Annotated in this window: 7 protein-coding genes; 6 read left to right on the top strand and 1 reads right to left on the bottom strand. The window is 61.5% G+C overall.

What is annotated here, in order from left to right:
• Positions 1-198 precede the first annotated feature (198 nt).
• From treP to AACY52_RS01265, 5 genes are all read left to right on the top strand, one after another.
• Positions 199-1,641 carry a PTS system trehalose-specific EIIBC component gene (gene treP / locus AACY52_RS01285; protein WP_339420593.1) on the top strand — a complete coding sequence of 481 codons (1,443 nt, stop codon included), beginning with the start codon at positions 199-201 and terminating at the stop codon, positions 1,639-1,641.
• A 44-nt stretch (positions 1,642-1,685) separates the two neighbouring features.
• Entirely contained in the window at positions 1,686-3,332 is a 1,647-nt protein-coding gene (gene treC, locus AACY52_RS01280) for an alpha,alpha-phosphotrehalase (protein WP_339493431.1), read from the top strand.
• Between the two features lie 70 nt (positions 3,333-3,402).
• Positions 3,403-4,623, top strand: coding sequence for a carbohydrate porin (locus AACY52_RS01275; protein WP_339560178.1), 1,221 nt, complete (start codon positions 3,403-3,405; stop codon positions 4,621-4,623).
• Between the two features lie 138 nt (positions 4,624-4,761).
• The gene (gene ptsP, locus AACY52_RS01270) at positions 4,762-7,278 is read left to right on the top strand and encodes a phosphoenolpyruvate--protein phosphotransferase (protein ID WP_339560177.1); all 2,517 of its coding nucleotides are present in this window, start codon (positions 4,762-4,764) and stop codon (positions 7,276-7,278) included.
• 2 nt (positions 7,279-7,280) lie between these two features.
• Positions 7,281-7,562, top strand: coding sequence for a PTS transporter subunit EIIB (locus tag AACY52_RS01265; protein WP_339420597.1), 282 nt, complete (start codon positions 7,281-7,283; stop codon positions 7,560-7,562).
• A gap of 144 nt (positions 7,563-7,706) precedes the next feature.
• Here AACY52_RS01265 and mltF read toward each other — a convergent pair whose 3' ends face one another.
• Complete coding sequence (gene mltF / locus AACY52_RS01260) at positions 7,707-9,167, bottom strand: membrane-bound lytic murein transglycosylase MltF (RefSeq protein WP_339417328.1); 1,461 nt, start codon at positions 9,165-9,167, stop codon at positions 7,707-7,709.
• 286 nt (positions 9,168-9,453) lie between these two features.
• Here mltF and purL point away from each other — a divergent pair, with 286 nt between their 5' ends.
• Positions 9,454-13,350: a phosphoribosylformylglycinamidine synthase gene (gene purL / locus AACY52_RS01255; protein ID WP_339427484.1), complete on the top strand. Its 3,897-nt coding sequence runs from the start codon at positions 9,454-9,456 to the stop codon at positions 13,348-13,350.
• The last annotated feature ends 4 nt before the right edge of the window (positions 13,351-13,354 follow it).

Genomic DNA, 13,354 nt, shown 5'->3' with positions numbered 1-13,354 from the left:
TTAGTGGCAGAGAGGGGGTTTGTCCATTAGGCCCTTGGATTTATGCGGCTTGCAGCGATGCGGCGGCCTACAGGAAATAAACAAAATCAGACTCGTACAGACGAGCTGTTGCTTTAACTCGTACAGACGAGTACTTTTGCCCTCGGCGTGCTGCCAATGACTGCCCCTCAAATAAAAAAATCAAAGTGGAAAACAAGCATGAGCCACGACTATTCGAACATTGCCCGCGAGATCCTCGAAAACCTCGGGGGCCGCGACAACCTTGAGCAAGCTGCCCACTGCGTGACCCGCCTGCGCCTGGCGCTCAAGGACCCGAGCCTGGTCAATGGCAGCGCGCTGAGCCAGGTCGATCTGGTCAAGGGTTCGTTCTTCACCGGCGGCCTGTTCCAAGTGGTGATCGGTCCCGGCGAAGTGGAAAGGGTCTACGCCGCCCTGCGCGAACAGACCGGTCTCGCCGCCGCCACCATCGCCGATGTGAAGAAGAAGGGCGCCGACAAGACCAACGCTATGCAGCGCCTGGTGCGGGTGTTTTCCGATGTGTTCATGCCGATCCTGCCCGCGCTGATCATCGCCGGCCTGTTGATGGGCGTGAACAACCTGATGGGCGCCAAGGGCATGTTCATCGAGGGCAAGACGCTGCTCGAGGCCTATCCAAACCTGGATGGGCTGTGGAGCCTGATCAACCTGATGGCCAACACCTCGTTCGTGTTCCTGCCGGCGCTGGTCGGCTGGTCGGCGGCCAAGCGCTTCGGCGGCAGTGAAATCCTTGGCATCGTGCTGGGCCTGATGCTGGTGCACCCGGACCTGCTCAACGCTTGGAACTACGGCAAAGCCGTGGCCGGGCTCGACGGCCAGAGCCTGCCGTACTTCGATATTTTTGGCTGGTTCCAGATCGAAAAAGTCGGCTACCAGGGGCAGATCCTGCCGATCCTGATGGCGGCGTATGTGATGAGCGTGATCGAGAAATGGTTGCGGGCGCGGGTGCCCAATGCGATTCAACTGCTCGTCGTGCCGATTACCACCATCGTCGTTACCGGTGTGCTGGCCCTGGCGATTATCGGCCCGGTGACCCGTCACCTCGGCATCCTGATCACCGAAGGCGTGGTCACCCTGTTTGACCTGGCGCCGATGGTCGGCGGGGCGATTTTCGGCCTGCTGTATGCGCCGCTGGTGATCACCGGCATGCACCACATGTTCCTTGCCGTGGACCTGCAACTGATCTCCACCCAGGGCGGCACCTTTATCTGGCCGATGATCGTCATGTCCAACCTGGCCCAGGGCAGCGCCGCGCTCGCGGTGTTCTACATGAGCCGCAATGCGCGGGACAAAAGCATGGCTTCGACTTCGGCAATTTCGGCGTATTTCGGCATCACTGAACCGGCGATGTTCGGGGTGAATTTGCGCTTCAAGTTTCCGTTTTATGCGGCCCTTGTTGGCTCGGCGCTGGGCAGCATTTTCCTCGCGCTGAACAAGGTGCAGGCCTCGGCCATTGGGGTGGGGGGCTTGCCTGGATTTATCTCGATCGTGCCGCAATCCATCGCGGTGTTTGTGATCGGCATGGTCATCGCGATGGTGGTGCCGTTTGTTTTGACCTGTGCGTTGAGCATGAAGATTGTTCGGCCCGGATACAGGGTCGCCTGATCTGGCGCCTTCGCCAGCACACAACTCTACTGAAGGAACCCACCATGCAAAACTGGCAACACTCGGTGATCTACCAGATCTACCCCAAAAGCTTCCACAGCCACGCGGGTAACGCCACCGGTGACCTGCTGGGCATCGTGGACAAACTCGATTACCTGAAATGGCTGGGCGTGGACTGCCTGTGGATCACCCCGTTCTTGCGCTCGCCGCAACGGGACAACGGCTATGACATCAGCGACTACTACGCCATCGACCCGAGCTACGGGACCATGGCCGACTGCGACCTGCTGATCAGCGAAGCGGCCAAACGTGGCATTAAGCTGATGCTGGATATCGTGGTCAACCACACCTCCATCGAGCACGAGTGGTTCCAGCAGGCGCGCAGCAGCCTCGATAACCCGTACCGCGACTTCTACATCTGGCGCGACCAGCCGAACAACTGGGAATCCAAGTTCGGCGGCTCGGCCTGGGAATACGAGGCGCAAACCGGCCAGTACTTCCTGCACCTGTTCGACCACACCCAGGCCGACCTCAATTGGGACAACCCCCAGGTGCGCGCCGAAGTGTTCAAGCTGATGCGCTTCTGGCGCGACAAGGGCGTGGGCGGTTTCCGCCTGGACGTGATCAACCTGATCTCCAAGCCCGCCGACTTTCCCGAAGACAACAGCGACGGCCGCCGCTTTTACACCGACGGCCCGAATGTGCACGAATACCTGCAGGAAATGCACCGCGAAGTCTTCGAAGGGCATGACCTGATCAATGTCGGCGAGATGTCATCCACCAGCCTCGAACACTGCATTCGCTACTCGCGGCCGGAGTCGAAAGAGCTGTCGATGACCTTTAACTTTCATCACCTGAAAGTGGACTACCCGAACCTGCAGAAGTGGGTGAAAGCTGACTTCGATTTCCTGCAACTCAAGCAGATCCTCTCCGACTGGCAAATGGGCATGCAAGCCGGTGGCGGCTGGAACGCGCTGTTCTGGTGTAACCACGACCAGCCACGGGTGGTCTCGCGTTTTGGCGATGACGGCGAGCACCGCGTGGTCTCGGCCAAGATGCTCGCCACCGCGCTGCACTTCCTCCAGGGCACGCCGTTCGTGTACCAGGGCGAAGAGTTGGGCATGACCAATCCGGGCTTCGACAGGATCGAGCAGTACCGCGATGTGGAGACGCTGAATATCTTCCGCCTCAAGCGCGATGTCGGCGAGTCCGAGACGTCGAGCATGGCGGCGATCATGCAGAAGTCGCGGGACAACGGTCGCACGCCGATGCAGTGGAATGCGGCGGAAAATGCGGGTTTCAGCGCCGGCGAGCCCTGGATCGGTATTCCGGAAAATGCTTCAACAATCAATGTCGAAAGCCAGCTGGATGACCCGGATTCAGTGCTGCATCACTACCGTGTGCTGATTGCCTTGCGCCGGCATGAGCCTCTGATCCAAGAAGGTGTGTACCGTCAACTGCTGCAAGACCACTTACAGGTCTGGGCGTACCTGCGCGAAGGCCATGGCGAGCGCCTGCTGGTGCTGAACAACTTCTACGGCACGCCCTGCGACATCCAACTGCCGGACACCGTGATCAACCCTGCAAGTGAACAACGCCTGCTGATCAGCAACTACCCCGACTGCCCGCAACGTACCGCCACGGTGGCGCTGCGTCCTTACGAATCGTTTGTGCTGCACCTCAAGGACTGAGACTCGTTGTAACCCCGTGTGGGAGCACGGGGCGCTTTGAAAAAACATAATAAAAATATCGGAGTGCTTTATGAAAACAACAATAAAGCTGGGCCTCGTTGCGTCTTGTTTAAGCCTGCCTATTGGCGCTCAAGCCTTGGAATTTGCCGGTTACGTGCGCAGTGGCGCGGGGACTTCAACGGGCAGCGGCCCACAGCAATGTTTCCAACTGCCGGGGGCGCAAACCAAATACCGCCTGGGTAACGAATGCGAGCAGTACGGCGAACTGGAGTTGCGCCAGGACCTGGTTACCCTCGACGACGGCTCGGTGCTCAGCGTCGATGCCATGGCGTCGCTCTACAACAAGTACGACCGTGAACTGAAGTTCCAGGGCGAGAACAACGGCACCGCGCGCATGCCGCAGATGTATGCGCAGTGGTCCAACCTGCCCAGCCTCAATGGCGGCTCGCTGTGGGCCGGTCGGCGTTACTACAAGCGTAACGACATCCATATCTCCGACTTCTACTACTGGAACCAGAGCGCCACGGGCGGGGGGATCGAGGACGTACTGATCGGCGACCTCAAGTACAGCTACGCGATTTCCCGCAAGGACAACCTGTACCAGAAGGAATACGCCACCCGTCACGACTTCAACGTCGCAGGCTTCAAGACTAACCCTGGCGGCGAATTGGAGCTGGGCTTGAGCTACATCGAAAAAGCGGGCGGGCGTGACACCAACAGCGGCTGGGCGATCACCGCGCAGCACGTGCAAAAACCTTTCCTGGGCGCCAAGAACAAGTTTGCCTTGCAGTATGGCGAAGGCCCAGGCACTGGCCTGGGTTACACCGGCAATACCTTCCTGGATAACAGCAGCAAAAGTTACCGCGCCGTGGAGTTTTTCGACTGGCAGGTGACTCCGCGTTTCGGTGGGCAGATCGAGGCGGTGTACCAGAAGGACATTCGTCCCGGCAGCCAGGATCAGACCTGGATGTCCCTCGGTGTGCGCCCGGCGTACGCCATCAGCGAGCAGTTCAAGCTGGTCACCGAGCTTGGGCATGATCAGGTCGACGCCAGCGGCGGCACGCGCAAGCTGAGCAAATTTACCTTCGCCCCAACCTGGTCGCCCAAAGGCCCGGATTTCTGGGCGCGGCCGCAAGTGCGCTTGTACTACACCTATGCAACGTGGAACGAAGCGGCCAAGCGCGCGGCGAATGAATTGGCGGCGGGGTCGGCGTTGTCAGACACCGGCTCCTACGGCACGGCGCGGCATGGGGCGAACGTTGGTGTGCAAGTTGAATATTGGTGGAAATAACTAGACGGGTGTACACGGACTAAACATGTGGGAGGCAAGTCGAATCGTCATACCGCCGCTCCCACATTTTGATCGTCGTTACTCCAAATTTTTGCATCCAGCCAATGATATTTACAGAACAAAACAGCAGGTGAAGCCATGATCACAACTCAACCCCTGGAACTGCTGGCGCCCTTGTCGGGTGTGCTGCTGGCGTTGGACAAAGTGCCCGACCCGGTATTCTCCAGCCGCCTGATCGGCGACGGCCTGTGCATCGACCCCACGTCGCAGACCCTCTGCGCGCCACTGGCCGGGGTGATCAGTAATATCCAGGACAGTGGGCATGCCGTCAGCATCACCGACGACAACGGCGTCCAGGTGCTGATGCATATCGGCCTGGACACCGTGAACCTGGCAGGCCAGGGCTTCACTCGGCAGGTGCAGGAAGGCCAGCGGGTGGAGGCCGGGCAAGCGCTGATCGAATTCGATGCCGATTATGTGGCGCTCAATGCGCGCAGTTTGCTGACCTTGATGCTGGTGGTCAGCGGCGAGCCGTTTACCCTGTTGGCGAACGGTCTTGTGGCGGTCGGCCAGCCGTTGTTGCAGTTATCCCCACGTGAAACTGTTGAAACGCTGGACGAGGAGGACGGCGATGCGCTGTTCTCCAAACCGCTGACCTTGCCTAACCCCAACGGTTTGCACGCCCGCCCTGCGGCGGTGCTCGCCCAGGCGGCGAAGGGTTTCAATGCGAGCATCTACCTGCACAAGCAAACCCAGAGCGCCAATGCGAAGTCGCTAGTAGCGATCATGGCGTTGCAAACCGTGCAGGGCGACACCGTGCAAGTGAGCGCGGCAGGGGAGGAGGCCGAGGCGGCGATCAACGCGCTGGTGGGCTTGTTGGCTGAAGGCTGTGGCGAGGCGGTTGCGACCGTTGCTGAACCGGTCGCGGCGGTATTGTCGGCAACGCTGCTGCGGGGCGTGTGTGCGTCACCGGGTTCGGCGTTTGGCCAGGTCGTTCAAGTGACCGAGCCTGAGCTGGCTATCATTGAACACGGCACGGGTGAAACCGCTGAACGTGCTGCCCTGGCGCGTGGCCTGCTGGCTGCAACCGAAGCGCTGCAAGCTCTGCAAGACAAGGCCGCCGGCAGTGCCCAGGCAGAGATCTTCCGGGCACATCAGGAACTGCTCGAAGACCCAACCTTGCTGGAACAAGCCCACAGCCTGCTGGCTGACGGCAAGAGCGCCGTATTTGCCTGGAACCGTGCCACGGTCGCGACGGCCAGCGTGTTCCAGGGCTCAGGCAATGCTCTGCTTGCCGAACGTGCGGCAGACCTGGCCGACGTCGGCCAGCGCGTGCTGAAACTGATCCTCGGCATTCAAGACAGCGCCTGGGACTTGCCGGAACGCGCGATCCTGATCGCTGAACAACTGACGCCGTCGCAGACCGCCAGCCTGGATACACGCAAGGTGCTGGGTTTCGTCACGGTCGGCGGCGGCGCAACCAGCCACGTCGCGATCCTCGCCCGCGCCCTGGGTTTACCAGCGATTTGCGGTGTGTCGGCCCAAGTGCTGGCGTTGGCCAATGGCAAACAGGTCCTGCTCGACGCCGACAAAGGCGAGCTGCACCTTGAGCCGAACCTGGCCGAGATCGAACAGTTGGAGGCGGCGCGCATGCAACAGGCGCTGCGCCATCAGCGCGACGTGGCGCACGCGTCTCTACCGGCAACCACCCGCGATGGCCATCACGTCGAAGTCACCGCCAACGTGGCTTCGTTGACGCAGGTGGAACAGTCCTTGAACCTCGGCGGGGAAGGCGTCGGCCTGTTGCGCTCGGAATTTCTCTACCTGGACCGCAACCGCGCGCCGAGCCCCGACGAGCAAGCGGCGACCTACACCGCGATCGCCCGTGCCCTGGGCTCCGAGCGCAACCTTGTGGTGCGCACCCTCGACGTTGGTGGCGACAAACCGTTGACCTATGTGCCCATGGACGCCGAGACCAACCCATTCCTCGGTTTGCGCGGCATCCGCCTGTGCCTGGAGCGCCCGGAGTTGCTGCGCGAACAGTTCCGCGCGATCCTCGCCAGTGCCGGTTTTGCGCGGTTGCATATCATGTTGCCGATGGTCAGCCTGCTGTCGGAGTTGCGCCTAGCCCGTAAGATCCTCGAAGAGGAAGCGCTGGCGCTGGGGCTCAGCGAGTTGCCGAAGCTGGGGATCATGATTGAAGTACCGTCTGCCGCCTTGATGGCGGACGTGTTCGCGCCCCATGTGGATTTCTTTTCTATCGGCACCAACGATTTGACCCAATACACCCTCGCCATGGACCGCGACCATCCGCGCCTGGCCGGCCAGGCCGACAGCTTCCACCCGGCGGTGTTGCGCTTGATCGCCACCACGGTCAAGGCCGCGCATGCTCATGGCAAGTGGGTCGGCGTGTGCGGTGCACTGGCGTCCGAAGCGCTGGCGGTGCCGGTGCTGATCGGGCTGGGTGTGGATGAGTTGTCGGTCAGCGTGCCGTTGATCCCCACCATCAAGGCCACCGTGCGCGAGCTGGACCTGGCTGGCTGCCAGATCATTGCCCGCCAGGTGCTCGGCCTGGAAGAAGCCGGTCAGGTGCGTGAGGCATTGCGCCAATATCACGCGGCTACCGTTGAAACCTCACCTGTTGTGGAGCTTTGAGCATGTTCGAGAAATTGCAGCAGGCGTTCTGGAAGGCCCTCACGCCGGATTTGATTGCCGAGACGGTAGCGGCGCCGGGTTTGTTGTCGGCTGATGTGCTACGGGCGTTGGGCGGCGCGGATAATCTCAAGTCGCAGCAGCGGGTGGCGCTGACGCGGGTGCGGGTGCAGCTGCAGGATGCTGCGAAGGTGGATGCTGCAGCGTTAAAGGCTGCGGGTGTGCCTGGGGTGATGGTGTTGGCGGGTGGGGTCGTGCACCTGCTTACCGGGCTGGGCTCGGTCTAGAGATCAACGCAGATCAATGTGGGAGCCGGGCTTGCCCGCGATAGCGGTGTGTCAGGCTGCGGGTATTTCGACTGCCAGGCCGCCATCGCGGGCAAGTCGCACCGCCGCTCCCGCAGGGTTTTGCAGCGTGTTGAATAGCGTGTCTTACAGCTGCGAGTTATCTTCCGGCGGCTTGGTCTTATCCACACCCGGCACGTGCAGGTTGCCCTCAACCACCTGGTTACCTTCCAACTGCGGCTGCGTCACCCAAGTCAGAATGTCGTAATACCGCCGGATGTTCGCCACAAAATGCACCGGCTCACCACCGCGCGCATAACCGTAGCGCGTCTTGCTGTACCACTGCTTTTGCGACAGGCGCGGCAGCATCTTCTTCACATCCAGCCACTTGTTCGGGTTCAAACCTTCGCGCTTGGCCAGCGTGCGCGCATCTTCCAGATGGCCGCTGCCCACGTTGTAGGCGGCGAGGGCAAACCAGGTGCGATCCGGCTCGGCGATGCTGTTGTCCAGTTCATCCTTGATCTTGGCCAGGTACTTGGCGCCGCCCATGATGCTTTGCTTGGGGTCCAGGCGGTTGGACACGCCCATCGCCTGGGCGGTGTTCTGGGTCAGCATCATCAGGCCGCGCACGCCGGTCTTGGAGGTGACGGTCGGTTGCCACAGCGATTCTTGATAGCCAATGGCTGCCAACAGGCGCCAATCGACCTTCTCTTTCTTGGCATAGGCCCGGAAGTTTTTCTCATACTTGGGCAACCGCTGCTGCAGATGCTGGGCAAAGGTGTAGGCGCCTACGTAGCCGAGTACATCGACGTGCCCGTAATAGCGGTCTTTGAGACGCTGCAGGGTGCCGTTCTTCTCGACCTTGTCCAGGTAACTGTTGATCTCGTTGAGCAGGCTGTTGTCTTCACCCGCCGCCACGGCCCAGCTCTGATTGCTGGGATCGCCCAGGTCGAAGGCCACGCGCACTTTGGGGAAGTACACCTGGTTCATGGCGACTTCGTTGGAGTCCACCAGGGTCAGGTCGATTTGCCCCTCGTCCACCATGCGCAGCAGGTCGACGACTTCAACGGCGTCGGACTCTTCGTATTCAATCGCAGGATTCTGCTTCTTGAGCGCCGCCAGTTGTTCGGCGTGGGTGCTGCCCTTGAGCACCATGATCTTCTTGCCCACCAGGTCTGCCGCGTTCGTCGGGCGGGACTGGCCATTGCGATAGATGATCTGTGGGGTGACTTCTAAATAAGGGTGGGAGAAACGCACCTGCGTCCGGCGCTGTTCGCTGCTGACCAGGCCTGCGGCAGCGAGGACCGGGCCGTTGGGCTTGCCCAACTGGCCAAACAGGTCATCCAGGTTGTCGGCGGTCTCGATCTCCAGCTTTACCCCCAGGTCGTCGGCAAAGCGTTTGACCAGTTCGTATTCGAAACCGGTTTCACCGTTGCGGTCCTGGAAATACGTGGCCGGACTGTTTCGGGTGATCACCCGCAATACGCCATCCTCCTTGATTCGCTCGAGCGTGCTGGGCTTATCAACACAGGCGCTGAGCATCAGGAAGAGTCCGGTTGCGATAAGCCATTTGGCGCATCGCGGGCGCAAAGCAGTTGGGGAGAACATCTGCGCAGTATACGCAAACGGCCCACGGCGCCATATCTCGACAGCGCGGGACTTGTCTGCTAGCGCTTGCAAAACTGTGCTGCAGCCCGCAGAAACGGGGCTTGGCGAGGGATTGTGACGGTTAAAATAACTGCGCGGAATACCCCGGACGCCCCCTCAAAAGCGGTGCAATCCGGCCAACTGACGTCTGGCAGTCGCCACCGGTAGCGTTTCGGGTGCCGTTGGCGGCGGTTTACGCTAGAATGCACGGCCTCAAAGCACACCCCTTCCCGAGGCTGTCCCGAAGATGTTGATCCTGCGCGGCGCTCCTGCCCTTTCTGCCTTTCGCCACAGCAAACTCCTTGAGCAACTGAGCCAGAAGGTTCCAGCGGTTACAGGCCTGTATGCTGAATTTGCTCACTTCGCCGACGTTACCGGCGTGTTGGCCGCCGACGAACAGCAAGTGCTCGCACGCCTTCTGAAGTACGGCCCGAGCGTTCCCGTTCAAGAGCCCAATGGCCGCTTGTTTCTGGTTCTGCCACGGTTCGGCACCATTTCGCCCTGGTCGAGCAAGGCCAGCGATATCGCCCGTAACTGTGGCCTGGAAAAAATCCAGCGCCTGGAGCGTGGTATTGCCTTCTATGTCGCGGGCCAGTTCAGCGATGCCGACGCCGAGTTGATCGCCAGCAGCCTGCACGACCGCATGACCCAGATCATCGTCAGCCAGATGGAACAGGCTGCCGGCCTGTTCAGCCACGCCGAGCCCAAGCCGCTGACCGCGATTGACGTGCTCGGCGGTGGCCGCGCCGCCCTTGAGAAGGCCAACACCGAGTTGGGCCTGGCCCTGGCCGAAGACGAGATCGACTACCTGGTCAACGCTTTCAACGGCTTGAAGCGCAACCCGCACGACATCGAACTGATGATGTTTGCCCAGGCCAACTCCGAGCACTGCCGTCACAAGATCTTCAACGCCAGTTGGGACATCGACGGCGAGAGCCAGGAAAAAAGCCTGTTCGGCATGATCAAGAACACCTACGTGATGCACAGCGAAGGCGTTCTGTCGGCTTATAAGGACAACGCCTCGGTCATCGTCGGCTCTGTTGCCGGCCGTTTCTTCCCGGACCCTGAGACCCGCCAGTACGGCGCGGTGCAGGAGCCGGTGCACATCCTGATGAAGGTTGAAACCCACAATCACCCGACCGCGATTGCCCCGTTCCCTGGCGCAGCCACCGGTTCAGGCGGCGAAATCCGCGACGAAGGTGCTACCGGCCGTGGCGCCAAGCCCAAGGCTGGCCTCACCGGTTTCACCGTGTCCAACCTGCAGATCCCCGGCTTCGAACAGCCGTGGGAAGTGCCGTACGGCAAGCCTGAGCGCATCGTGACCGCACTCGACATCATGATCGAAGGCCCGCTGGGCGGCGCCGCGTTCAACAACGAATTCGGTCGTCCGGCGTTGACCGGTTATTTCCGTACCTTCGAACAGTCCATCACCACCCCGCGTGGCGATGAAGTGCGCGGCTACCACAAGCCGATCATGTTGGCCGGCGGCATGGGCAACATCCGTGAAGAACACGTCAAGAAAGGCGAGATCCTGGTCGGCTCCAAGCTGATCGTCCTCGGCGGCCCGGCGATGTTGATCGGCCTGGGCGGCGGCGCAGCGTCCTCCATGGCCACCGGCACCAGCTCGGCGGACCTGGACTTCGCTTCGGTACAGCGCGAGAACCCAGAGATGGAGCGCCGGTGCCAGGAAGTCATCGACCGTTGCTGGCAGTTAGGTGACAAGAACCCGATCAGCTTCATCCACGACGTCGGCGCCGGTGGTTTGTCCAACGCCTTCCCCGAACTGGTCAACGATGGCGACCGTGGCGGCCGTTTCGAACTACGCAACATTCCAAACGACGAACCGGGCATGGCCCCGCACGAAATCTGGAGCAACGAATCCCAGGAACGCTACGTTCTGGCCGTTGGCCCTGAAGACTTCGCGCGCTTCCAGGCCATCTGCGAACGCGAGCGTTGCCCGTTTGCCGTGGTCGGCGAAGCCACGGCCGAGCCGCAACTGACCGTCACCGACAGCCACTTCGGCAACAGCCCGGTGGACATGCCACTCGAAGTGCTGCTGGGCAAAGCCCCGCGCATGCACCGTTCGGCCGTGCGTGAAGCCGAGCTGGGCGATGATTTCGACCCAAGCACCCTGGAGCTGGCCGACAGTATCGAACGCGTGCTGCACCACCCAGCCGTGGCGAGCAAAAGCTTCCTGATCACCATCGGCGACCGCACCATCACTGGCCTGGTTGCCCGTGACCAAATGGTCGGCCCGTGGCAGGTTCCGGTGGCAGACGTTGCCGTCACCGCCACCAGCTTCGACGTCTACACCGGTGAAGCCATGGCCATGGGCGAGCGTACGCCGCTGGCCCTGCTGGACGCTCCGGCGTCGGGCCGCATGGCGATTGGTGAAACCCTCACCAACATCGCGGCTTCGCGTATCGGTAAATTGTCCGACATCAAACTGTCGGCCAACTGGATGTCCGCTGCCGGTCACCCGGGTGAAGATGCACGCCTGTATGACACGGTTAAAGCAGTCGGCATGGAGCTGTGCCCGGAGCTGGGCATCACCATTCCGGTAGGCAAGGACTCCATGTCCATGGCCACCCGCTGGAACGAAGACGGCACCGACAAGAGCGTCACCTCGCCGCTGTCGCTGATCGTTACCGGTTTTGCACCGGTCACCGACATCCGCCAGACCCTGACCCCGCAACTGCGCATGGACAAGGGCACCACCGACCTGATCCTGATCGACCTCGGCCGTGGCCAGAACCGCATGGGCGCGTCGATCCTGGCACAGACCCATGGCAAGCTCGGCAAGCACGCGCCGGACGTCGACGACGCCGAAGACCTCAAAGCCTTCTTCGCCGTGATCCAGGGCCTGAATGCCGACGGCCACCTGCTGGCCTACCACGACCGTTCCGATGGCGGCTTGCTGACCAGCGTCGTGGAAATGGCTTTCGCCGGTCACTGCGGCCTGAACATCGTGCTCGACAGCGTTGCCGAGGATGCGTCTGAAATCAACGGCATCCTGTTCAACGAAGAGCTGGGCGCCGTGATCCAGGTGCGCCAGGACGCGACCCCGGACGTACTCGCCCAATTCAGCGCCGCCGGCCTGGACGACTGCGTGGCGGTGATCGGCCAGCCGATCAACAACGGCGAGATCAACATCTCCTTCAATGGCGACACCGTGTTTGCCGGCCAGCGCCGCTTGCTGCAACGCCAGTGGGCCGAGACCAGCTTCCAGATCCAGCGTCTGCGTGACAACGTCGAGTGCGCTGAGCAGGAGTTCGACCTGATCCTGGAAGAAGACAACCCGGGCCTGAGCACCAAGCTCAGCTTCGACGTCAACCAGGACATCGCAGCGCCTTACATCAAGAAAGGCATTCGTCCACACGTTGCGGTTCTGCGTGAGCAGGGCGTCAACGGCCAGGTGGAAATGGCGGCCGCGTTCGACCGCGCCGGCTTCAATGCGATCGACGTGCACATGAGCGACATTCTCGCCGGTCGCGTTGATCTCAATGAGTTCAAAGGCCTCGTCGCCTGCGGCGGCTTCTCCTACGGCGACGTGCTGGGTGCCGGTGAAGGCTGGGCCAAATCGGCCCTGTTCAACAGCCGTGCCCGCGACGCGTTCCAGGGTTTCTTCGAGCGCAACGACAGCTTCACCCTGGGTGTGTGCAACGGTTGCCAGATGATGTCCAACCTCAGCGAACTGATTCCGGGCAGCGAGTTCTGGCCGCACTTTGTGCGCAACCGTTCCGAGCAGTTCGAAGCCCGTGTTGCCATGGTGCAGGTGCAGGAATCCAACTCGATCTTCCTGCAAGGCATGGCCGGTTCGCGCATGCCCATCGCCATCGCCCACGGTGAAGGCCATGCCGAGTTCGCCAGCGAAGAAGCCCTGCTCGAAGCCGACCTGTCCGGCACCGTGGCGCTGCGTTTCGTCGACAACCACGGCAAGGTCACCGAAACCTACCCGGCCAACCCGAACGGCTCGCCGCGCGGGATCACCGGCCTCACCAGCCGCGACGGTCGCGTGACCATCATGATGCCGCACCCGGAGCGTGTCTTCCGCGCCGTGCAAAACTCGTGGCGCCCGGAGGAGTGGAGCGAAGACGGCGCCTGGATGCGCATGTTCCGCAACGCACGCGCGTGGGTGAACTAAGACG

Origin of the sequence: Pseudomonas sp. EA_65y_Pfl1_P113, from assembly GCF_963970525.1 — a bacterium.
Lineage (GTDB): Bacteria > Pseudomonadota > Gammaproteobacteria > Pseudomonadales > Pseudomonadaceae > Aquipseudomonas > Aquipseudomonas tritici.
Note: the sequence above shows the minus strand (reverse complement) of the source record. Positions and strands in the feature narration are given on the sequence as shown.

What these genes read in the sequence shown, in the direction of transcription:
- treP (WP_339420593.1), top strand. Translation starts at nt 199, where the DNA reads ATGAGCCACGACTATTCGAACATTGCCCGCGAGATCCTCGAAAACCTC.
- treC (WP_339493431.1), top strand. Translation starts at nt 1,686, where the DNA reads ATGCAAAACTGGCAACACTCGGTGATCTACCAGATCTACCCCAAAAGC.
- AACY52_RS01275 (WP_339560178.1), top strand. Translation starts at nt 3,403, where the DNA reads ATGAAAACAACAATAAAGCTGGGCCTCGTTGCGTCTTGTTTAAGCCTG.
- ptsP (WP_339560177.1), top strand. Translation starts at nt 4,762, where the DNA reads ATGATCACAACTCAACCCCTGGAACTGCTGGCGCCCTTGTCGGGTGTG.
- AACY52_RS01265 (WP_339420597.1), top strand. Translation starts at nt 7,281, where the DNA reads ATGTTCGAGAAATTGCAGCAGGCGTTCTGGAAGGCCCTCACGCCGGAT.
- mltF (WP_339417328.1), bottom strand. Translation starts at nt 9,167, where the DNA reads ATGTTCTCCCCAACTGCTTTGCGCCCGCGATGCGCCAAATGGCTTATC.
- purL (WP_339427484.1), top strand. Translation starts at nt 9,454, where the DNA reads ATGTTGATCCTGCGCGGCGCTCCTGCCCTTTCTGCCTTTCGCCACAGC.